The following is a 21,434-nucleotide window of genomic DNA, read 5'->3' on the forward strand; positions in this document are numbered from 1 at the left end:
CGGACACACGAGCATCGAACCGGAGCGCAGGCACGGCGCGCCGGCCGCAAAGGCCGCCGTCGTCCGTGCGCCAGCCGTCGCAGTGAGCCTCGTCCGTGCGGTGACCACGTCGGCCCACCCGTCCTCGGCAGCGCCGGTGACTTCCGTGGATGACCTCGGCCGGGCGCCTCCCGTAGGGGGCGCTGACTGCCCTCACACCGTCGGTGCGTACCGCCCCAGCAGCAGCCCAGAGCGCCGAAGTATCGGACTCGCCGTTCGGCGGTCCGGGGAGATCGGTGCGGCACTACGCCGGGCCACCGCACCGGCCGGCGTGCTGAGGAACCTTCGGAATGCGTGACTGGTTTGGTGGTCAGGCACTCGATCCCGGCGGGGCGTTCGGTCGCCGTCCAGGCCACCAGGTCGGCCAGCGGGTGGCCGGCCCGCACGGCGACCTCCACCGTGCTCCCTTCGGCCCTGCGGGCGGCGATGCCTTGTGTGTCCTTGCCACGCCTCGGGCCCGCACCCAAGCCAGCCGCCGGGCCCGAGCCCCACGTCGTGCGCCCGGCCCACCACGTCCACCGGGGTGGGCCGGGCGCACGACGTCCGCCGAGGTCAGACGGCCGCAGGCGGTTCGTCCTTCGCGCGGACGGCCCTGATGAGCCGGAGCGCGAGCAGCGGCAGCACCACCGCGAACCCGCCGGCCGCCAGCATGCCGATCGGACCCTCCCAGTAGCTGATGACGCTCGGCAGAGTGAAGGTCAGCAGCAGAGGCAGTGCGCCGACGACCATCCCGGCAGGCCACAGCCGACGCCGGTTTGCCACCAGCAGGAGGAGGGCGGCCAGCAGGAGCTGGAGCGGGCGCCAACTCGGGTCCCAGACCAGCGGAGTGTGCAGATAGTCCGGGCCGAGCAGCAGCAGCCAGGACAGCATCGCACCCGCGACCGCCATCGGCAGCGTCCGGCGGGGGCGGCCACTGAGCAGGTCCGGCGGTGCCATCAGCAGCAGAGCCAGCCACAGCAGCGGCCCGCTCGCCCACCCCACGAGGGCGAACAGGGAACCGGAGAGGAGACTGTCCACCGCCTCCACCAGGCCGAGGGCCACGGCCGCCGCGCCGATCCAGCGCGCCGCGCCCCACCGCCCGGCGACTGCCGCCAGCACCGCGAGCGCCCAGACGGCGATCAGGGCGAGTTGCCACGCATGCTCACCGCCGCTCTCCTGGCTGCTCGGCCAGGGTTGCAGCAGCCAGGAGAGGCTGAGCCGGAGTCCAAGACCGGCTCCCAGTGCGAACGGCACCGCCTGTGCGAGCACCTGCCCCGCCAAACCGCCGGAGGTCAGCCCCGTCCGCACGCGCAGGCCGTGCCCGGCTATGCCGGCGAGTTCGCGCAGGCGCAGCAGCCGTCCGCCGTCCCGCCTCACCAAGTCGTACACGGCGGTGATCTCCTCGCCGCGCTCGTGCCGGTACCACTCCGGGTACAGGCTCAGCGCGGCCCTCAACGAACGATCCGTCACGCGGTTGCCCCCCTCAGCCTCGGGCGGGCGGTGGACAGGCGGCGCTGCGCCTCGGCGACGACAACACGCAGACGCTCGGTCTCGGTGGCCAGCGCGGCCTGCCCGCCATCTGTGAGCGCGTACGTGCGCCGGGCGCGCCCGTCCACCACCTCGTCACCGATGACCTCGATCAGCCCCTGGCCTAGCAGGCGGTCGAGAGCGCCATAGAGGGTGCCGGTTCTCATCCTGACCCGGCCGTCGGAGATCGCGGCGATCTCCCGGAGAAGGGCATAGCCGTGCCTGGGGGCATCGGCCAGCGCGGTGAGCAGGAGCAGCGTGGGCTCCTGCATGGGTCGCTCTGTCATACGGCTACATATATCGGCGAACTGCATAAGCTGTCCATCAGGGGTGACTGCCCATCGAGCGGCGGCAGGTCTTCGACCTGCCCGAGATCCGCCTGCGGGTGACCGAGCACCGCATCGAGCACCGCCGCTGCGCCTGCGGGCAGGTCACCGGGGCGTCCGCGCCGCAGGGCGCGGGCGCCCCGGCCCAGTACGGGCCGGGGCTGAAGAGCCTGGCCGTCTACCTGCTCACCCGGCAGCACCTGCCCTACCAGCGGTGCGGCGAACTGCTCGCCGACGTTCTCGGCGCGGACGTGGCCACCGCGACCCTGCTCGGGTGGGCCGGGCAGGCCGCCGAGGCGGTCGCCCCGCACACCGAGGCCGTGCGCCGCCAGTTGACCGACTGCGAGGTGGTCGGCTTCGATGAGACCGGCACCCGGATCGCAGGGCGTACCTGCTGGGTGCACACCGCCTGCACGAAGTCGCTGACGCTGTACCTGCTCCACGCCAAGCGCGGGATGGAGGCGTTCGAGGCGATGGGCGTGCTGCCGCACTTCGGCGGGATCGCGGTCCACGACGGCTGGAAGCCGTACAAGACGTACGCCGGCGCGGTCCATGCCCTGTGCAACGCGCACCACCTGTGCCTGACCACCAAACCAGTCACCGGAATGCTTGGACGCCTCCTGGCGCATGCAAGCCGCCGCACCCGCCGACGCCTCTGAGGCGGCGCCGACGGATGGATCCAGATCCTCCAGGGGGTGCCCATCACGAGCCGCACGTCACCCGCCGCCTGAAGCACGGCGAGCGCCGGCTGCACGTTCCCCCGGGAGGGATGGGCGGCCCGCCGGTTGGATACAGAAAAGTAATCCAGAGCCGAAAATCGGTGGCAAGCCTTGCGATCGACTTTCACCCGATCGGCGGAGTGTCCGGCCGAATCGCGCGATACGGAGAATGGCCGGTCGCGGAACAACCGAACCGCCACCGGTCAGCGGAGGCGGAGTTGCTGGCCGCGGAATTGCATGCGGATTCCCCACACCACGGAAGGCGCTCGCGCCGGACGGCAGCGGCGGAGCCTTCCACCCGGAAACGAGCACGCCGGCGCCCTGGGAGTGGTCGGCTGGTTCCGGATCCGGTCGACCCGAGCTGGCGAAGCGTCCGCATCGGCATCCTCGGACGGCCTGACGCGCCGATTCCCCTTTACCGGGAGGAATCCTCCCGGTAAAGGGGGATCAGCAGCTCCGCTCACCGAAATAGGCCGCGGGCGGGTTCGTTCACGTGGCTCCTGCGACCGGCGGCCTAGACCGGTCCGGCGACACCCTGGGCTGCGGGCGGCGACGCCGAGAACGGCCGGATGCGTTCCGGTCCGGCAGGACCGCCCGCGTCGTGTGACGAGTTCGATCCGAGGCCTCCGCGGCCTGGTGCGCCGGCACCGGCCGCGGTCCGTTCTCTCCCGGTTCGCCGGAACCAGGTGGCAGCGGTGCCGGGACGGGACCCGCCCGGGCGCGACGACGTTCCCGCCCGGGCCGACCAGGTAGTGCCCAGGGAGGTGCCGGTGATGGTCACCGCGGTGCCACCGGAGGTCAGGCCCGGGTGAACGCGGCCACGGTGGATGCGTCCACGGAGGCGTGGGTGAAGCCGTTGTGGTCCCGTCGGCGATGGTCACGCGCACACCAACCGATCCAAGCGCCGTGCCCGCGGGCACGGCGACGGTGATGACACCACTGTGCGGCGTCAACCCCTGCTGACGCCCGAGCACATCGACACGGGTGTAGGAGCGAGCGGGGGGCGCACGCCAGGCTCGCGCATCGGCATATGCCCCAGTGCACTTCGATGAGCGTCCTGTCGGCCGCACGCTCAGCGGATGACCCGGGCTCGTGCGCGCGGGCCGGTCGGGCTTCACGCAAGGCGGCCGACTGGAACCAGTCCGCCTCAGGAAACAAGGGAAGACCGCGAGCGCTCAACGCCGGCACAGGTCTACGCCAGTCCATCACCAGCGCGCACTTGAAGAAGTCATAAAAGTACAAAACAGTGGGGATCAGGCCACTGTTTGGCTGATCCGCGTCTGCGGCTTGACACGGCATTCGCGGACCTATGCCAATTGACAGCCATTCGATTCGCTCACTCAAATTGCACAGCGCTCTACAGTTCCTTGCAAAAACCTTTCTTCTCCGCTCGTGGCGTTTCGTGTATATTTCCTGGCTTCCAGCGAGGCCTCTGAGGAGAGCCATGTCGAACTGATAGGAGTGGAATGCTGACCGGAGAGGAATACATCAACATTTGTGCCCTGCGCTCGCGCGGATTGTCCATCGCCGCCATCGCTCGTATCCTCGGCCGTGACCGCAAGACCGTGAGCTCCTATCTGTGCGGGAAGCGCACGGTCGGAGTCCGCAGCTCCGACCGGGACGAGTTCAGACGGTTCGTCCCCTACTGCCGTCAACGGCTCCAGGACGACGCCCACTTCCAGGCCTCGGCGCTGTACGCGGAAATCGTCGATCTCGGCTACACCGGTGGCTACTCGACCTTCACCCGTGCCCTGCGCACCCATCAGCTGCGTCCTCGCTGCCCGCTGTGCCAACGGCCTCCCCGCGGCCGCCCCGTCCGGCAGGACGACGCGGAGGAGGTGCGGTTCCGCTGGTTCGTCTTCTCCGGAGCCCCGGCGGACTGGGGCAGCACTCAGGCCTGCATCCTGGTGGGACGCCTGATCCACTCCCAGCGCTGGAGCGCCGCACTGGCGGAACAGATCGATCCCGGCCACCTGGCCGACTCCGTCGACCGGATCCTGCGCCAGTTCGGCGGAACCGGCTGGCGCTGGCGCTTCGACCGGACACCGGCGGTCCACTGCCAGGACGATGGCGAACTGGCCACAGCACTGGGCAAGGTCGCGAAGCACTACGGTGTCGTCGCGGAGCTCGTCCCGCCCGGGCGGGACGCCGACGACGACGTCATCGGGCGAGCGCTCGCCCATTGGTGGCAGACCATCCACGCGGACACCGGCCTGCTGGAGGCCCAGGAAAGCCTGGAGCGACTGACCAGACTCATGGAGACTCGCCGGGCCTCGGCACGGGGCGGGTGCACGGCGCCCGCTGCGGCGGTCCTGCTCGACCTCCCCCATGACCCGTATCCCGCCAGGATCAGCGTCACTCGTACCGTTTCGGCCGGCAGCATGGTGTCCTACCGCGGCAACCTCTACGCCGTTCCCCGGCATCTGCACGGTCACACCGTGCAGGTGCGCCGAAGGGTCGGCGATCCCCTTCTGACGATCGCGACCCCGCGCGGAAGAGTGATCGTCCAGCATTCCCTGGCGCCCGACGGTGCCGGCCTGTCGGTCATCGGCCACCGGCACGGGATCAGCCTCGAACGCCCGCTCCCGGTGCCGAGACCGGCCTGCCACAGCAAGATGTACAGTCCACCGTCCGCCGAAGCGCTCGCGGCGGCCCAAGCACTCCGACAGGACGACCGTCAGGAGGACGGATCAGCGTCCGGTCAGCAGGCTGGCGGGTCGCCGGAAGGCCCCGCCCGCGGCGAGCTGCGGCCGGGTATTCCGACCGGATCGGACGGAAACGGCCGGAGCCACTGGTTCCACCCGGCGGCTCAGCCGCTTCCCAGTGAGCCGCCGTCCCCGTCGCGAAACACCGTCACGCCGACAAGCTTCCGGACTGCACACCGTGAATCCAGCGGGACTCCCCGACGGGGACAGCACCGGTCGGAGGGTGATCCGCTCCGGTGCCGGGCAGGGGCGACTCCATTGCAAATGACCGCGGTTCAGGCCCCCGGGACGAGCACGGCCGAACCCATACCGGGGTGAGAGTCCGCCGGCCACCGATCGGAGCCGGGTGGCGTCGTCGACCCACGATAGGCGACAGGCGGGACGCGCGATGGAAGTTCCCGCATTCGAACGCCGTCCGCCCCAGCCGTCTGTCGGTCAGTGAGTCCCGACATCATCCCGACCGAGGTCTCCGGGGGACTGCCAGGGGCGTCAATCCGTCGGCCGAGGCCCCCCTGCGCCTGCCTCAGGAGGAGCCCGTCACAGCTAGTGCTGTGACCGCATAGGTCCACCGGGTTGGCGCTGGTGGGCCCTCGGCCGGTTGGATGTCGTCAAACGTTCAGCTCAGAGGGGTGGAATGGCAGAGCCGGTCAGGGTACGTAGGCTCACGGACCAAGAGGGCCAGCAGTTACAGCGGATCGTGCGGCGGGGCAGTACGAACACCGCGCGCTACCGGCGGGCGATGATGCTGCTGGCCTCGGCCGGCGGCAACCGGGTGCCGGTGATCGCCCAGCTTGTCCAAGCGGATGAGGACACGGTGCGGGACGTGATCCACCGGTTCAACGAGATCGGCCTGGCCTGCTTGCACCCTCGGTGGGCGGGAGGCCGTCCCCGCCTGCTCAGCCCTGACGACGAGGACTTCGTCATCAAGACGGCCACCACCCGCCCGGCCAAGCTCGGGCACCCTTTCACCTGCTGGTCGATTCGCAAGCTGCTCACCTATCCTTCGGCGGGTCCACGGCCGGGTGATCCGCATCGGCCGCGAGGCCCTGCGCTGCCTGCTTGCCCGACGAGGCGTCACCTTCTAGCGCACCAAGACGTGGAAGGAGTCAACCGACCCCGAGTACGACGCCAAGCTCGACCGAATCGAGCACGTCCTGGAACACTTCCCTGACCGCACGTTCGCCTTCGACGAGTTCGGACCGCTCGGCATCCGCCCCACCGCCGGCAGCTGCTGGGCCAAGCAGGGCCGACCGGACCGGCTCCCGGCGACCTACCACCGCACCCACGGCCTCACCTACTTCCACGGCTGCTACGCCATCGGCGACGACACTCTCTGGGGATCAACCGGCGCCGCAAAGGCACCACGAACACCCTGGCCGCGCTGAAGTCGATCCGGGCCGCCCGCCCCGACGGCGCCCCCGTCTACGTGATCCTGGACAACCTCTCCGCCCACAATGGCAAGAAGATCCTCCGCTGGGCGAAGAACAACAACGTCCACCTCTGCTTCACACCCACAAACGCATCCTGGGCCAACCCGATCGAGGCGCACTTCGGACCACTGCGTCAGTTCACCGTCGCGAACTCCAACCACCCGAACCACCCGTCCCAGACGCGAGCCCTCCACGCCTACCTGCGCTGGCGCAACGCCAACGCCCGCCATCCCGACGTCCTGGCCGCCCAACGCCGCGAACGAGCGCGCATCCGCAGCGAGAAAGGCCTGCGCTGGGGAGGCCGACCGCTCACCGAAGCAGCCTGACCCGCCCCGGCGCCCAGGAGACCCGCGATGGCAGTAGAGATCGTCTACGAGACGCACGCCACCACCACCGACAACGAGGCGGGCATCGCCACCGGCTGGCTCCCCGGCCGGCTCTCGGAACTCGGCCGCCTCCAGGCCGCGGAACTCGGAGAACGCCGACGCGCCGGCGGCTTTGCCGCGGTGTTCACCTCCGACCTCCACCGAGCCGTGGAGACAGCCCGGATCGCGTTCCCCAACGGCAGGCCCCCGATCCACCAGGACATCCGGCTGCGCGAGTGCAACTACGGGGACCTCAACGGAACCCCTGTGTCCCGCATTGCCGCCCAACGGGCTCGCCGCATCGACGAACCCTTCCCCGGCGGTCAGAGCTACCGCCAGGTCCTCGCGGCCACCGACGTGTTCCTCCATGACCTGGCCACGCGCTGGGACGGCGGCCGAATCCTGGTGATCGCTCACTCGGCCAACCGATGGGCCCTGGACTGCTTGCTCACCGGCGCCTCAATGAAAGAGCTCGTCGAGGCCCCACCCGCCTGGCGCCCGGGCTGGCACTACGTGCTTCCCGCTGGCTGGACCCCATCGACCCGGTGAACCCTCCCGGTCACAGCACTATTGCTGCCGCAACACGTCCTTGTGCACGACGCTGTCAACGAACATGACATTCTCACTCAGTCCAGTGAGCAGATCGAGGAGGGCGGCCAGCGGCTGGTACTCCACACGGACGGCCGGGCGCTCACCACACGCCTTCAAGTGCTCCCACATCGCGTGGAAGTAGTCTTCCAGTTCGAAACGCGCGTCGAACTGCGCGCTGAGTCCTTCGGGATCGAGCCGACGCAAGGCGTCACGGTCGAGCTGGGCCACCGCGTCGACGATGCTCTGAACGACCTCACGGCTCACGGCTCGCGAGCTGGACATGAATTCTCCTAACGATGTTCGCAGTGGAAGACCGAGGCTCGACGCTCCACGCGCCGCCCCGCCTGGTCGGAACTCAGGGCGACCTCCCTGTGGCCGCCGATGGTGGGGCGCTCGTGAGCCGCCTCCCACTCGACGAGTCGCCCTCGAGGAGGCCGGGACCCGCTGGGTTGCCGGCCGACACGGCGTAGCCCCGGCCTCGGGAGGTCCTTCCCCGATCACGGCCCTCAGGCAGCAGCCGGTCCGCCGTCCGGCTCCACCACCCGGCGTGCTCCGCCGGAGCGGTCGAACGCAATCGGACGGCCTCGGAGGCCACGAGCACGCGGCACCACCGAGTACGGATCAGAACGTTCTCGGCCGTGACCTCCCGTAGCCCGCCCCGTGATCTGTGCGGTGGTCAGTGGACTCTCCTCCTCGGTGAACCGCGGGGCCGGGCAGCGCGGTGTCCGCCCGCGTACCCGTGGCGGCCTGCAAACCGTCTCGTTTTCCGGCGGATGAGCCGATGCCCGTTCCCGGTGCGCACGCCGAGCCGTCCCTGGATTCGGAGCGCCCGCGGCCGTTGCCCCGGACGGGCAGGAGACTCCCCGTGGTGCATGTGCTCTCCCCCGCTCGTGGCGCCGCTCCGGCCCGGGGAGGCGCCATCCTCCGTCCGGCTCCCACCAGGGGTTTACGAGCAGTCGGGCGAACGGACGCCGGACCGGCAAAGCCGATCGGGAATAGGTTATCCACGGAGGAGCGATCCGCTCCAAAAAAGGGGGCGCGTTCACGTAATGCAGCACCTAGTGTGACGGTAGGGATAGTTCAGTAACCAGCGGCCGATGACGGGCCGGACTTGCCTTTCTTCATTCACCGAGGACGGGGCGGCATCGCGACTGGGGAATTTTCCGGTCGGGGACGGGTGAAGCGCTCACGGGATTCCTCCGAGCATTGACCGGAAACAGCCGTTCTGATCGTGCAGGTCACGCCTGGAAGAGCAGGCCGGCCCGGCTACGCGGCGAAGCCCGACCGGGCATCCTCTCCGACCGGCGTGGACCAGGCGGCGGAGGCCGCGAGTCGTCCGGGAGCACGGGGCAGCCGCCGCTCTCGGCCCGCCGGCGCGTCGGCCGGGCGGTCCGGTTCGGCGGAGACCGGCCATGGAGCACGCGGGAACGGGTGTCGCGCCCGCAGAATGTGCGGAGGGCGAGCTCGGGGGTCGCCACAAGCGGGGTAGCCGTCGGCCGGTGCGCGTCAAAGTCGCACCGGCCGACGGATCCGATTCCTCGCCGGGGCACCCACCACCGCAACCCGCCTCTGCAGTGGTCCGGGCAGACTCGGAATTGCCGTCGGCGGAGCGGCTGCTTGCCCGGGTGAGGAGGGTGACCCACCCGGTCTGATGTATCCAGTTATCCGTCGAGCCGGAATTTCCGCAATGCCCTGGTCGGACGATTCACCCGCACAGCCCAGTGGGCCGGGAAAAAGCAAACCGTTTTGCAGATCGGAACGGAAACCCCTTGTGGCCAGGCACTTTGCATGTGCGGGGGCTCATCGCTCGGAAAACCTGCCCGCGCATTCAGTGGTGCCTCCAGGTGTTCGCAGCCCACCGCTCCCCGGCCTCGGAGGGGGAGCAGGAGAAGTGGTCTTGTCGGCCGGAGCGCGGTCACCGCAGTGGAGCGGCTGGACGGATGGAGACCGAGGAGCGGTGTCCGGCAGCGCGGTCCGGAGACTTCGGGCCGACGTGAACCGGCCGAATCGTGGAGCGCTTACCAACCGCGGAAGCGGTGCGCGGGGGCTTTGACGGATCCGGCGAGACGGTGACGCAATGCCAGGAGGTGGAGGTCGGCCCCGGGCTTCGGGCGCTCCGTCGCCTCGGAGATTCCATCTGGCTCGCGTCGGGTCGGTCACGTCTCTAGCGGTCTCGGACGGCCTTCGACGACTGGTGGTCGCGTGGGCCTCGGCAGAGTGCAGCGGGCTCATTGCCCGTGACACGCCCCGGAAGGCACCCGCGCCGGGCGGGCATCCGGCGATGACCGCGGCGTACTGTCCGGCGCTCTGCTGTCTCCGGCCCGCTGATACGTGCTCGCACCCGGGAGCCGGATCCCGGCTGGCTCCGGACACCGGTCGCGTCCCATGGGGGCGTCCGCCCGGCTCCGGCCGTGCCGTCCCGAACACGGTGGTCCCGCCTGCATCGGGCTCTCGGAGGTCCCTGCGCGGTGCGAGACCCTGGGCGGCTATGGTCTCCGGCGTGTGCTCGCACGGCTCGGTTGTGCTTCGGTCCGCCCGGTCTGCGGGCCCTTGGCCGGCGTCCTCCCGAGGGAGGGGTGTGGCTGCGCCCTGCCGGTGCGGACCGGTCGGGGTGGTGCGGTCCACGGGCGAAGCGTCGCCGAGCCGGGCGCGGGCCCGTTCCCGTTCGAACCGGCGAGCGGCGAGGCGTCGGCGAAGGAGCGTTCCTTCCGACACGTCGCCCTCTGCTTCTGACCGTTCGCAGCGCCCAGCTGCGGTGGGTGCGAGTTGCGCCGGTCGGGCATCTTCGGCAGGCGCGACGTCCGACCGGCTGGCGGACGACTCCCACTGGTCCTGAAGCCGGCGGCACGCGGCAGCGGCAGCAGCGGGACCGCAGGACCAGCAGGTGCTCGGATCCCCGGTGTCGCGGACGATCAGCGGGCCACGGCACAGTGCGCACTCCGGAGCCCGGACCGGCCTGGCCCCCGTGACCGTTTCGCTTGCCCGGTCGACGACCCTGATGAGCCACGGGAGCGGGGAGATCACGGAGGACCACGGCTCGGCGCCGACTGGTTCCCTACGGCGCGCGAACTCCCATGCGGACTCGAGGGCGCGGAGGATCACCTCACCGTGGGCTTCTGGGGAGGTGCCGTAGTCTGCGAACGTTGCGACGATGTGCCAGGCGAACACCTCGAGTTGTCGCCCGGTCAGCCGCTCGGCCAGCTGACTCGGCAGTCGGCTGAGAGCCGACGACGCGGCGCGTCGTCCCCATCGTCTCTGCTCGTCGGTCAGCAACCGGATCGCCTCACGGTCCGCTCGCCATCCGCCGCGCCCCGCCGTACCCGCCATCTCCGACATGGCTGCCGCCGCGCGGCCTCGCGTGCGCGCGTTGGGCGGTTCGTTGGACAACCAACCGCCAGCGACCGCCGGCTTGTTCAGCAAGTCGTGTTGGAAGGATCGTGTTTCTGCCACCGAATCGGGGGTGGTCGATGTCACCGGACCGGGGAGACCCGTTGTGACCGAACCGGCGGCTCCCGGCCAGACGTCGAACGAGGCGCCGCGACGGGGAGCCGGTGCTGTACCGGAGACCTCGCCGCTGTCGGCTGCGGCGCCGGGGACGGCTCGGAGTGCGGGAACATCTCCGTTCGGCGGGGACCCAGGCTGCCCGTCCGGGACTCGCACGGGCACGGGCACGGGGTGGACGACGTACCTGAAAACCCTTCTCTCGCCGGGACCTCTGCTTACCCAGCCCTGGGCCAGGAGTTCCGCCACCGCGTCGCGGGCCGTTCCCTCCTTGATCCGGCACTCGCGCGCAATCCGCCCGACAGGAGTCGGTTCAGGAAAGTGCTGCCGCAGGGAGAGGAAGGCGTAGACCTTGAACCGGGTACCGGCCAGATGGGTCCGGGCGTACGAGCTGATGCACACGGCCAGCTCACCGTCGGCCAGGGGACGGACACGTCGGTTCATGGTCCGGGTGGCCGGATTGCGGGAGGTGCGGACCAGATTCTTGGCCTTCGCCTTGGCGATCAGCCGGTTGACGCCGCCCCGCGACAGCCCCAGCTGACGCCCGATGGTCCCGTCGGCGGCGAAGCATGACCCCGACTTCCAGCCGTAGTCCTGCACCAGCGTCACGACGCGGATCAGATCACCCGTCAAGTCCCTGTCACCGAGCCACGCTGCCGGGAATCGGGTGGCGGGCATGCTGGACCGTCCGGTAGCAGGCACTCCCGGGGCGCACCCGGAGTCCCGGACCGTTTCCGGGAGCATGGTGGCCGTGCCCGCCCGGCTCAAGGGGCACCTCCGGAGGCATGATGCCCGATCGTTCGTCGGTCCGGTCCGACCGGCCGACCGTGAGTGCCCGGATCGGCCGAGCGGCGAGGCGCCACCCGTTTCGACGTCGGGGCGGTACTGTTCCCCGCCAGTCCCGGTTGAGCAGTGGTCACTCGTGTCTCACAGCTCGGGAGAGACGGCTGTCGCCTTCGTCCATTCAGGACTCGGTGGCCCGATCCCGGGCGGACACGGCGGCGGCCCACCACATGGGCAGGGGCGAGCTGGCAGATTCGGTGATGCAAAATGGCGTTGCCTACTTACGACGCGTGAGGAGGCCGCAGCTCGACAGGACACCGATTCTTCGCAGGATCCCGAGTGTTCCGTCGAGTCGAGGCAGCAGTGGATTCCGTCGTCGGCTCAGATATGTGCTCGGCGGCGACGGGACAGGGTGTTGAGACCCCGAGGCCTGTGCTTAGCTCGGTGAGGTCCGGTGGTGCGGACTGAGCCCTTTCCTTCTCGCTAGGTCATGTCACACCTCCCCGCCAGGGGGCGTGGTAAAAGAGGGTCGAGCGAACTCCGGAAAAGCGAACACGAGCGGCTGTTTTCGTCTGACGGTTCACATCCGGGGCTCGAGTGATCTGGAGCAGCGACGCAGCAACGACTGCGCCGCATAGCCGCCCGGACTCAGACGAGTCCGGACGGCTGCTTCATCACCGAGCCGAGTTTGCACTCGGAGTACTCCTTCCATCACGGAACGTATCTGAATCCTTGCAATCCTTGTCCGCCCCCAAGGTTCCTGCGTCCGCGCAAAGGCAGGAGCCCGGTCACGCCGTCCGGGCGTCCTGCAGAAGCCCGGACAGGAAGTTCCGAGCGGCCCGACCGCCCTGGCTTGGCGGACTTCCGCCGGGGACACCCGGCACCCGTCGTCCCAGGACCACGGAGCTGCCGGAATGCCACCACCGGTCAGCTACGCGCCGACGCAGGAAACCGAGCGGTTGATCGGATACGCGGCGTAGCAGCGCCGGCCGCCTCAGCGGCCACACCGACGGTCATGATGCGGCATCGGACGCTCCCCCCACCAGCCACCCGGATGGAAACGCGCAACTGGTGCTTCTCATGCAACCTGAGCTTCCGTTGATCGGATGACCGCGCGCCCCATAGCAACAACGGCTGCCCCGCCATCATCCGGGACCGGCCACGGTCGGCAGCCGCCGCAGCGGCCACACCGCTGGGGAGAATCGCAGAGCATCCGGCAGGAACCGCAGCCGTCCCGCCGGGGCGCAGGGGAAAACCAGCGAGCGGTGATGGTCGCGCCCGCTTAGACCGCTCCTGTCCCAGGCCCGCCGAATGACCACCGCACGTTCGGCCCGACGAGTTCTGCATCCCGGGTAAAAATGCTGAGCACGGGCGGCCTGGCATATTTCAGGACACCCGGATGCCGTACGTTTCCCGGCGATTGACTCATCGTTCTCGGGGCATGAATCAATCGACCGAGTCGCCTCTTCCATTGCCCCTGGAGCCAGACAGGATCTGCAATGTCGGCGATGACTGGCTCTTCGTCCCGGACCGGATCAATGTCATGGGTGATGCAGAAAGTGGGTATCTCGCGAAGAACGGCGAGCGCGTGGTGCTGAGACATTGCTCACGCAATCTGGCCGAACTCATCCGCATTCTGCGTCAGCTCGAGTTTGAATTCTCGATCCGGATGCCCCGTTCAGAGGAATAGCCGCCTGCCCAGGGCGCCGCCGGCCGCGATACACGATGACGCACACAGGAGGGCCGCTTTGTACGAGTCGACGGACACCACTTTCGTCCCTCGCTACGCCTCGGGATTCGCTCCGAATGACGAGGTCATACACAACCATCCCCTCTGGCCCCCCGTCGGCCAGTCGTCTCCGGAGGCGCCCTATCCGGTCGTGGACGGGTGGACCAACGCAAGCGTGCAGTCGCGCACCGTCGGAGTGGAAGCCCTCATGCAGGAGATCGGTCTGCCGGCCGCGGGCTTCCATCCCCAGGTGATCGACGACCGTCCGGAGCACCGCTCACGGACAGCACGCCCCGCAGGCCGCCGAGCCGACGTCATGGGATCTCTGATCGGATTCCTGACTGCGGCGGTCGTCACCGTGGCGTGCATCCTCGGATGGGCGATCTCCTACCACCCTCTGCAGAACGTGGCCCTTTCCCGGCTGCCCAGAAACCTGTCCCAGTACTGGCCGGTCGTCATCTACGGGCCGTGGATGGCTGCCTCTCTCTCCGTCCTGCGTGCCGCGCTGGGAGGTCGCAAGGTCGCGAACTCCTGGACGATCATCCTGGTGTTCGCCGGTATCGCCAGTGCCCTGTGCATCGTCGACACTCCCAGCACGATGCCTGAGGCCGTGGTCGCGGGCCTTCCGCCGGTGACCGCCGTGGTGTGCCTGCAACAAATGGTGCGCCAACTGCTGGCGGCCAGGCAGGTGTCCCAGGATGATGTCCGACAGGCCCCCTCACACCGGGCATCGCGATAGAACGCGGACGGCGCGGGACCACGGCCAACGGGGGGACAACCGGATCTCCGATTGAGGGCGGCGTCCGTCGAGGAGGGAACCGCAACATCGGATCGTGGCATCCCGGAAACACAACGGCTCCGCTGACCCGGTCTTCCGCATACCCAGGTCCACCTCCTCGCCGCCATGACGGGGGCGGGCAGGTCATCGCCCAGCGCGAGGTCGGCTCCGAGACCAACGGAATCACCGTCTTCAAACCCTTGCTCGCACCGCTCGAACTCGCCGGAACCGTGGTCACCTTCGACGCGCTGCACTCGCAGACCGAGCACGCCCGCTTCCTGGTCGAGGCCGAGCAGGCCCACTACATCGCCGCGATCAAGGGCAACCACCCCGCCCTTCAGCAGGAACCGAAGGGCTGCCGTGGCAGCATGTGCCGCTGCAGGGCAGATCCCGCGCCACCGCGCACGGCCGCGACGAGGTCCACCGGATCAAGACCTGCTCCGTCGCGCGCGGCCTCGGCTTCCCTCACGCCGTCCAGGTCGTGCGCCGCCGCCGGACCGTCACCACCGGCAAGGTCACCCTCGAGCGCGTCTACGGCGCGACTGGTTCCTACCTCACCAGGCCGCCCCGCGGATCTCGCCTCATGGGTGCGCGGCCATTGGGGCATCGAAAACAAGATCCACCACGTGCGCGACACCACCTACACCGAGGCTCCCGCGTGCGCCCCGGTACCGAGCCCCGGACAATGGCCAGCCTGCGCGACCTCGCGCTCGTTGCCCTCCGGCACTTCGGCCACGACAACATCGCGGCCGGCCTCCGCCATCACGCCCGCCGACCCCCGCCGCCCACTCGCCACCTTTGGCATCACGTGATCGAACCGGCCCGCTCGAACGACGCCGCCCTGGTGCACCGGGCGGGTGTGTCCAGCCAACGGTGTAACTCAGGTTGATTTGTACTACCGGCGGCCGATGGAGAGTCGGCCGTCGAAGGTGATCTCGAAGGCGTTCAGTGCGGCCTTCCAGCGGGTGGTCCAGCGTTTGCGGCCGGCTCCGGTCGGGTCGAGCGCCATGATGGCCATGTAGACGCACTTCAACGCGGCCTGCTCGTTGGGGAAGTGGCCGCGGGCTCGGACGGCCTTGCGGATGCGGGCGTTGACCGACTCGATCGCGTTGGTGGTGCAGACGACCCGGCGGATCTCGGTGTCGAACTGGAGGAAGGGGACGAACTCGGCCCAGGCGTCCGACCACATCTTCACGATCGCCGGATACTTGTCGCCCCAGGCCTCCTGGAACTCCAGGAACCGGTCCTCGGCCGCTTTCGCGGTCGGGGCGGTGTAGACGGGCTTGAGTGCCTTCGAGATCTTGTCCCAGTCCTGGCGAGCTGCGTATCGAAAGGACGCGCGCATCAGGTGGACCACGCAGGTCTGGGTGATGGCCTGCGGCCAGACGGTCTCGATGGCGTCGGGCAGGCCCTTGAGGCCGTCGCAGACGACCATGCACACATCGCCGACGCCGCGATTCTTGATCTCGGTGAGGACGTGGAGCCAGTACTTGGCGCCCTCGCCGCCGTCGCCGGCCCACAGACCGAGGATCTCGCGGGTGCCCTCGACGGTGACCGCGAGCGCGACGTAGATCGGGCGGTTCGCCACCTGACCATCGCGGATCTTCACGTGGACGCAGTCGATGAAGATCACTGGGTAGACCGGGTCCAGGGGCCGGTTCTGCCACTCGGCCATCCCGTCGATCACCTTGTCGGTGATGGTGGAGATGGTCTGCTTGGACACGTTCGCGCCGTAGACCTCGGCCAGGTGGGCGGAGATCTCACCGTGTGTCAGGCCCCGGGCGGACAGGGACAGGACCATGTCGTCCACGCCGGTCAGCCGGCGCTGGCGCTTGCGCACGATCTGCGGCTCGAAGCTGCCCTCCCGATCGCGGGGCACGTCGATCTCGACCGGCCCTACGTCGGTGACCACGGTCTTCGAGCGGGTGCCGTTGCGGGAGTTCCCCGAGCCGGCGCCGGCCGGGTCGTGCTTCTCGTAGCCGAGGTGGTCGGTGATCTCGCCCTCCAGGGCGGCCTCCAGGACGCGTTTGGTGAGCTGCTGCAGGAGCCCGCCCTCGCCGGTCAGTTTGACGCCTCCGGCGCGGGCCCGGTCGACCAACTGCCCGATCAACTGCTCGTCCAGTACGTCCGGCGCGAGCTCGACCGGCCGGACTTCCTCAACCGCCTCCGCGGAGACGATCACGTCGCTCATCAGGTGTTCTCTCTTGATCGGGAGTTACACCGAAGACCGTACAGACCCCACCGGGCTGCCTAATACTCCAGCTGTAGATCTTGATCACGGCTGTTGGGCGGCCTGTCGCCGGTAGTGGCTGGTGCGGGCGCGGGCTTGGTGCCGTCGCCGCCAGTCTGACCAGCGGAGTCTGTGCGCCAGGTTGCGGATGGGCGGGGTGATGAATGCTGCGAAGAGGCGTCGAATCTCGCTGCATGTCAGCGGGACGAATCCTGGCGGTCTCGTGGCGGCCTGCTCGATGGCGGCCGTGACCGCGAGGAAGGCATGGGCGAGCATGGCCAGGGTGGTCCAGCGGTGCCAGGAGGTCCAGCGACGGACCTGGTGTTCGTCCAGTCCGGCCAGGCCCTTGGCGGCCTGGAACGTCTCCTCCACAGTCCAGCGGCGCCCGGCTACCTTGACCAGCGTGGTCAGCGGGACCGGGTGGGCCGAGTAGCAGCGGTAGAAGGCACCGGTGCGTCGGTTGCGTCGGATGAGCAGCCACCAGTGGCCGCCGCTGTCCTGCGGGCTGTCGATGTCGACCTGGGCCCAGTCGTAGAAGCGGTGGCCCTTGGCTCCTGCTCCCGCGGACAGCCGCTGCCAGGCGTTCTTCGGCAGACCGTGGGCCAGTACGCCAGCCCGGAAGACGCCTGCGCAGGTGGTGATCGGCCGCTTGCGCGAGACAGCCAGAACGTAACCGATCTGACGCCTCTCCAGCTCGGCGCTCAGGTGCGGGTCACCGCCGTAGACCTCGTCGCCGGTGACCCAAGCGGCCGGCACGTCGGCATCCAGAGCCTGGGCGATCATCTCGGTCGCCAGGGCGGGCTTGGTCGCGAACCCCAGACCCTCGGGAACGCCTGCCGCCCGGCACCGGTCCGGGTCCTGCGTCCAGGAGCGCGGAATGTAGAGACGCCGGTCGATGGCGGCGTGCCCGGCTGGGGAGGAGTAGACGAGGTAGACCGCCACCTGGGAATTCTCGATCCGGCCGGCGGTGCCGGTGTACTGGCGTTGCACTCCGACGCTCGCGGTGCCCTTCTTCAGGTCGCCGGTCTCGTCCACCACCAGCACGGCGCCCTCGTCGGCGAGGTGGTCGACCACGAAGTCCCGTATGTCGTCGCGGACGTGGTCGGCGTCCCAGGATGCACGACTGAGCAGGTGCTGCATGCCGGCCGGACTGGCGTCACCGGCGTGCTCGGCGATCGTCCAGCAGTTCTTCCTCGGCAGGTCCGCGAGCAGGCCTAGGACGAACGCCCGCGCCCGGCGGCGCGGCTCCACGCGGGCGAACCGGCCCGCAACCCTGGCCATCAGGCCCTCGAATACCGACTGCCACCGGGCAGGGTCTACGCTGGCGCCCACGGCCACCCGCTGATCTTCGTCTGTCCACACAACTGATGATGATCAACGGTGGCCGTCTCGGTCTGCGGGCCGGCCTCAACCCAGCAAGTGTCCTGTGACAGCGAAGGCCGTGCCCAGGTCACCGAGGGTCGACTGGCGATCGACCCCTGGCCTGCCGGGCCGGGTGCGGTGCCAACACCGGGCTACGTGTTGATCTGCCACCATCGGTCCGCCTCAGCGCGAGCCAGCTCAGCGTCGTACTCGGCGGCGTCGAAGTGAAGCTCCAGCGGCCGTGTTGTCTCCAGGTGCGGGATTTCCCAGTCCGACCACTGCACGATGCCCCCGAACCGCTGCACGACCACGGACAGGAAGCCGCAGCAGCCGCCCGTGCACTCGGGTTCTCCCAGCTCCACGCGTCGCGGCTCGCCGGTCGCACGCAGGGGACTGAGGCCATCGGCAGGCAGCACATCGGCCGCGTACGGGCCACGGCCTCCCTCGCCGACCGCGGACCCCACGACGTCCTCGCTGTTGACCCAGAACCGCACCTGGGCAGCGAACCGGCGTCCAGGCGGCAGCACCCTGATCTCAAGCTGATCGAACATCAGACCACCCTACGGGCAGCGCCGACACCGACTTGCACCGCCTCTTGCCAACGCAACCTCACTCCAACCTCGCTCACACGCTCAGGTGTGCGGCCGTAGGACAGAAAGATCAAGATCTACAGCTGGAGTACTAACGCGCCGGCCGGACGATGTCATCGGCGATACCACCCACGGGCCCGACCGTGCCGATCGAACGGAACCAGTCCCACAACTCGACCGCGTGGTAGAGCCGGTAGAGTTCGAGCCGCTCGACGGCGTCGGCGGGAAGCGGCCCGTAGCCTTCAAACAGCGCGCTGCATTCCGGCTCACCGCGGCCGAGGGAGTAGTAGTCGGTCTTGGCCAGGTCGATCAGCGGGTCTGCGGCGATCGCGTTCTCGACGTCAATCACGCCGCTCACCTCCCAGCCGTCCGGACGCCGTGCCACGAGCACGTTGCCCGCACGCAGGTCGAAGCGTCGCCCTCGAAGCCGGGCGGGGCGCTCGGACCGGTAGGCTCCCGTTCAGCGAGCAGTGTCAACCCTGAAGCGCGCCACGTCCGTGGTGCTCTACCAGTACCCGTCTTCTTCCCGAGCGACGGGCGGGGATCCAGGGCACGATGCAGTTGCGTGTCGTCTCCAGGCCGCCGGCACCCCTGACCAGGCCCATCGTTGCAGTTGCACCAATCGAGTGAACCTTCCCCCATTCGAGTGGTCTCACCCTTATAGGTGACTACGGTAAGCATGCTGTGCACTGCAGGGCGTAGCCGAACGCGGGGTCGCCTGATCACCGACTCCGAAGCCATCCACGATTCGAAAGGAAACCAGACCGATGCTCCTGAACCTGCTCGCCAACATCGTCGCCATCCTCGGCTGGCTGATCTAGCAGTCGTCGATCCACCGGCGGCGAGCCGGCCCCGGCTGAGTGACGGGGCCGGACTTGCCAGATGCCCTGCCGCGGACCACTGCCGGACGTTGGTGACACATGGGGTCTCGGTCGACCACGCGCCGAACTCCGCTGGCATCTGCCGCCGTTGCCCTCCGGTCTTGAACCCCGGATCACGCCCTCGAACTGCTGCCGCAGCCGCTCCGGGTATGGGCCCGTGCTCGCCGACCGGCAGGTACGGCTCAATGAACTCCCGTTCCGTGTCAGTCAGTTGCAATCGCGTCACGCGACATGATTTCCCCGATCAGACCTCGCTGTGAGGGCGGACCCCACAGATTGATCACACTCCGATACCCGCCCTAATCCGTCCTCCTGACGGTCGTCCTGTCGGAGTGCTTGGGCCGCCGCGAGCGCTTCGGCGGACGGTGGACTGTACATCTTGCTGTGGCAGGCCGGTCTCGGCACCGGGAGCGGGCGTTCGAGGCTGATCCCGTGCCGGTGGCCGATGACCGACAGGCCGGCACCGTCGGGCGCCAGGGAATGCTGGACAATCACTCTTCCGCGCGGGGTCGCGATCGTCAGAAGGGGATCGCCGACCCTTCGGCGCACCTGCACGGTGTGACCGTGCAGATGCCGGGGAACGGCGTAGAGGTTGCCGCGGTAGGACACCATGCTGCCGGCCGAAACGGTACGAGTGACGCTGATCCTGGCGGGATACGGGTCATGGGGGAGGTCGAGCAGGACCGCCGCAGCGGGCGCCGTGCACCCGCCCCGTGCCGAGGCCCGGCGAGTCTCCATGAGTCTGGTCAGTCGCTCCAGGCTTTCCTGGGCCTCCAGCAGGCCGGTGTCCGCGTGGATGGTCTGCCACCAATGGGCGAGCGCTCGCCCGATGACGTCGTCGTCGGCGTCCCGCCCGGGCGGGACGAGCTCCGCGACGACACCGTAGTGCTTCGCGACCTTGCCCAGTGCTGTGGCCAGTTCGCCATCGTCCTGGCAGTGGACCGCCGGTGTCCGGTCGAAGCGCCAGCGCCAGCCGGTTCCGCCGAACTGGCGCAGGATCCGGTCGACGGAGTCGGCCAGGTGGCCGGGATCGATCTGTTCCGCCAGTGCGGCGCTCCAGCGCTGGGAGTGGATCAGGCGTCCCACCAGGATGCAGGCCTGAGTGCTGCCCCAGTCCGCCGGGGCTCCGGAGAAGACGAACCAGCGGAACCGCACCTCCTCCGCGTCGTCCTGCCGGACGGGGCGGCCGCGGGGAGGCCGTTGGCACAGCGGGCAGCGAGGACGCAGCTGATGGGTGCGCAGGGCACGGGTGAAGGTCGAGTAGCCACCGGTGTAGCCGAGATCGACGATTTCCGCGTACAGCGCCGAGGCCTGGAAGTGGGCGTCGTCCTGGAGCCGTTGACGGCAGTAGGGGACGAACCGTCTGAACTCGTCCCGGTCGGAGCTGCGGACTCCGACCGTGCGCTTCCCGCACAGATAGGAACTCACGGTCTTGCGGTCACGGCCGAGGATACGAGCGATGGCGGCGATGGACAATCCGCGCGAGCGCAGGGCACAAATGTTGATGTATTCCTCTCCGGTCAGCATTCCACTCCTATCAGTTCGACATGGCTCTCCTCAGAGGCCTCGCTGGAAGCCAGGAAATATACACGAAACGCCACGAGTGGAGAAGAAAGGTTTTTGCAAGCAACTGTAGAGCACTGTGCAATTTCAGTGAGCGAATAACCCGGCAGTCAATTGGCAAAGACCTCGGGCATGCGATGTCAAGTCAGATGCGAAGATCGGCCCAACAATGGCCAGATCCCGGCCGTTGAGCGCTTAACAATTTTCGCAAAGCTTGCTACGCAGAGGGACTGGCATAGACCTTTGCGGGAGCGATTACTCGCGGTTCTGCCCGGAATTCCAGGCCAAACATGCGTCTGGCCGCCCGTCGCGCAACTGTGCTCAGCGTGCCTGGGT

Annotated in this window: 14 protein-coding genes and 2 pseudogenes; 7 read left to right on the forward strand and 9 right to left on the reverse strand. The window is 68.7% G+C overall.

Features of this window, described 5'->3' with window-relative positions; all coding sequences use genetic code 11:
• Nucleotides 1-591: 591 nt before the first annotated feature.
• Nucleotides 592-1,488, reverse strand: a complete 897-nt coding sequence (locus HS99_RS26820) for a hypothetical protein (protein WP_141763818.1) — start codon at nt 1,486-1,488, stop codon at nt 592-594.
• Nucleotides 1,485-1,832 (reverse strand): PadR family transcriptional regulator, encoded by a 348-nt coding sequence (locus HS99_RS26825; RefSeq protein WP_030558359.1) that lies wholly within the window; start codon nt 1,830-1,832, stop codon nt 1,485-1,487. The genes HS99_RS26820 and HS99_RS26825 overlap by 4 nt, the downstream gene beginning before the upstream one ends.
• Nucleotides 1,833-1,930: 98 nt before the next feature.
• On the opposite strand from HS99_RS26825, the gene HS99_RS26830 reads away from it, so the two are divergent.
• The 4 genes and pseudogenes from HS99_RS26830 (at nt 1,931) to HS99_RS26845 (ending at nt 7,639) form a co-directional block, all read left to right on the forward strand.
• A complete protein-coding gene (locus HS99_RS26830; RefSeq protein WP_050366295.1) occupies nt 1,931-2,530 on the forward strand; it encodes an IS66 family transposase in 600 nt (199 codons plus the stop codon).
• Between the two features lie 1,526 nt (nt 2,531-4,056).
• Complete coding sequence (locus HS99_RS26835) at nt 4,057-5,613, forward strand: Mu transposase domain-containing protein (protein ID WP_063737936.1); 1,557 nt, start codon at nt 4,057-4,059, stop codon at nt 5,611-5,613.
• 316 nt (nt 5,614-5,929) lie between these two features.
• Nucleotides 5,930-7,051: pseudogene (locus tag HS99_RS26840) on the forward strand (IS630 family transposase).
• Between the two features lie 27 nt (nt 7,052-7,078).
• Nucleotides 7,079-7,639: a histidine phosphatase family protein gene (locus tag HS99_RS26845; protein ID WP_030558280.1), complete on the forward strand. Its 561-nt coding sequence runs from the start codon at nt 7,079-7,081 to the stop codon at nt 7,637-7,639.
• 18 nt (nt 7,640-7,657) lie between these two features.
• Here the strand turns inward: HS99_RS26845 and HS99_RS26850 are convergent, their stop codons facing one another.
• The gene (locus tag HS99_RS26850) at nt 7,658-7,963 is read right to left on the reverse strand and encodes a hypothetical protein (protein ID WP_030558279.1); all 306 of its coding nucleotides are present in this window, start codon (nt 7,961-7,963) and stop codon (nt 7,658-7,660) included.
• 5,443 nt (nt 7,964-13,406) lie between these two features.
• Here HS99_RS26850 and HS99_RS44235 point away from each other — a divergent pair.
• The 3 genes from HS99_RS44235 to HS99_RS48520 all read left to right on the forward strand — a co-directional run bounded on the left by HS99_RS44235 (nt 13,407) and on the right by HS99_RS48520 (nt 15,284).
• The gene (locus HS99_RS44235; protein ID WP_141763819.1) at nt 13,407-13,655 is read left to right on the forward strand and encodes a hypothetical protein; all 249 of its coding nucleotides are present in this window, start codon (nt 13,407-13,409) and stop codon (nt 13,653-13,655) included.
• A gap of 214 nt (nt 13,656-13,869) precedes the next feature.
• A complete protein-coding gene (locus HS99_RS26855; protein ID WP_141763820.1) occupies nt 13,870-14,433 on the forward strand; it encodes a DUF2637 domain-containing protein in 564 nt (187 codons plus the stop codon).
• Between the two features lie 221 nt (nt 14,434-14,654).
• A complete protein-coding gene (locus tag HS99_RS48520; RefSeq protein WP_359863600.1) occupies nt 14,655-15,284 on the forward strand; it encodes a hypothetical protein in 630 nt (209 codons plus the stop codon).
• Between the two features lie 83 nt (nt 15,285-15,367).
• On the opposite strand, the gene HS99_RS26865 is transcribed toward HS99_RS48520, so the two are convergent.
• From HS99_RS26865 to HS99_RS26885, 6 genes and pseudogenes are all read right to left on the reverse strand, one after another.
• The gene (locus tag HS99_RS26865) at nt 15,368-16,654 is read right to left on the reverse strand and encodes an IS256 family transposase (protein WP_370863245.1); all 1,287 of its coding nucleotides are present in this window, start codon (nt 16,652-16,654) and stop codon (nt 15,368-15,370) included.
• Between the two features lie 93 nt (nt 16,655-16,747).
• Entirely contained in the window at nt 16,748-17,983 is a 1,236-nt protein-coding gene (locus HS99_RS26870) for an IS701 family transposase (RefSeq protein ID WP_078938714.1), read from the reverse strand.
• 233 nt (nt 17,984-18,216) lie between these two features.
• The gene (locus tag HS99_RS26875) at nt 18,217-18,615 is read right to left on the reverse strand and encodes a hypothetical protein (RefSeq protein WP_043389906.1); all 399 of its coding nucleotides are present in this window, start codon (nt 18,613-18,615) and stop codon (nt 18,217-18,219) included.
• 130 nt (nt 18,616-18,745) lie between these two features.
• Entirely contained in the window at nt 18,746-19,060 is a 315-nt protein-coding gene (locus HS99_RS26880) for a phosphotransferase (protein WP_107050829.1), read from the reverse strand.
• Nucleotides 19,061-19,539: 479 nt separating this feature from the next.
• Nucleotides 19,540-19,761, reverse strand: a pseudogene (locus HS99_RS47030) (transposase); the annotation flags it as partial.
• A complete protein-coding gene (locus HS99_RS26885) occupies nt 19,758-21,062 on the reverse strand; it encodes a Mu transposase domain-containing protein (RefSeq protein WP_063737937.1) in 1,305 nt (434 codons plus the stop codon). The gene HS99_RS26885 and the pseudogene HS99_RS47030, both read right to left, overlap by 4 nt.
• Nucleotides 21,063-21,434 lie beyond the last annotated feature (372 nt).

The sequence above is a fragment of the Kitasatospora aureofaciens genome (assembly GCF_001188955.3).
GTDB lineage: Bacteria > Actinomycetota > Actinomycetes > Streptomycetales > Streptomycetaceae > Kitasatospora > Kitasatospora aureofaciens.

Excerpts from the sequence above, each read along its gene's own strand:
- HS99_RS26870 (WP_078938714.1), bottom strand. The coding sequence starts at position 17,983 with ATGGCCAGGGTTGCGGGCCGGTTCGCCCGCGTGGAGCCGCGCCGCCGG.
- HS99_RS26850 (WP_030558279.1), bottom strand. The coding sequence starts at position 7,963 with ATGTCCAGCTCGCGAGCCGTGAGCCGTGAGGTCGTTCAGAGCATCGTC.
- HS99_RS26875 (WP_043389906.1), bottom strand. The coding sequence starts at position 18,615 with ATGTTCGATCAGCTTGAGATCAGGGTGCTGCCGCCTGGACGCCGGTTC.
- HS99_RS26825 (WP_030558359.1), bottom strand. The coding sequence starts at position 1,832 with ATGACAGAGCGACCCATGCAGGAGCCCACGCTGCTCCTGCTCACCGCG.
- HS99_RS26845 (WP_030558280.1), top strand. The coding sequence starts at position 7,079 with ATGGCAGTAGAGATCGTCTACGAGACGCACGCCACCACCACCGACAAC.
- HS99_RS26835 (WP_063737936.1), top strand. The coding sequence starts at position 4,057 with ATGCTGACCGGAGAGGAATACATCAACATTTGTGCCCTGCGCTCGCGC.
- HS99_RS26885 (WP_063737937.1), bottom strand. The coding sequence starts at position 21,062 with ATGCTGACCGGAGAGGAATACATCAACATTTGTGCCCTGCGCTCGCGC.
- HS99_RS44235 (WP_141763819.1), top strand. The coding sequence starts at position 13,407 with ATGAATCAATCGACCGAGTCGCCTCTTCCATTGCCCCTGGAGCCAGAC.